This window comes from Methylobacterium sp. E-016 (assembly GCF_022829745.1).
Lineage (GTDB): Bacteria > Pseudomonadota > Alphaproteobacteria > Rhizobiales > Beijerinckiaceae > Methylobacterium.
Genome location: NZ_JAKSYF010000022.1, coordinates 1 through 445 on the forward strand (window position 1 = coordinate 1; position 445 = coordinate 445).

Annotated in this window: 1 protein-coding gene; it reads left to right on the forward strand. The window is 68.8% G+C overall.

All coding sequences use genetic code 11. From position 1 onward, the window contains the following. On the forward strand, window positions 1-445 hold a 445-nt coding region (locus tag MKK68_RS01350), incomplete at both ends, for a TolC family protein (protein WP_409567132.1).

A 445-nucleotide genomic window follows, 5' to 3' on the forward strand; every position in this document is an offset into this window, starting at 1 on the left:
GACACAACGCAAACCTGCGACGCGCCCCGCGCTTCGGCTGGCCGGCCTCGCCGTCGCCGCCGGGCTGACGGCCGGTCCGGCAGCGTCCGAGACGCTGGAATCGGCGCTCGCCAAGGCCTACGGCGGCAACCCGCAGCTCAATGCCAGCCGCGCGAACGTGCGAGCGACCGATGAGAATGTCGCGATCGCGAAGTCGGGCTACCGGCCGACCGCGGCCATCAGCGCCGACATTGGCCAAAGTTACCTCGAAGGCCGCGTCTCCGGCCAACAGCTCGCTGTGACGACAACGCCGGGCGGCGCCGGGCTCACCGTCAACCAGACATTGTTCAACGGGTTCCAGACCGACAACAACACCCGCCGCGCCGAGTCGAACGTCTACAGCCAGCGCGAGAGCCTGCGCTCCACCGAGATGTCGGTGCTGTACGGCGGCGTGCAGTCCTACATG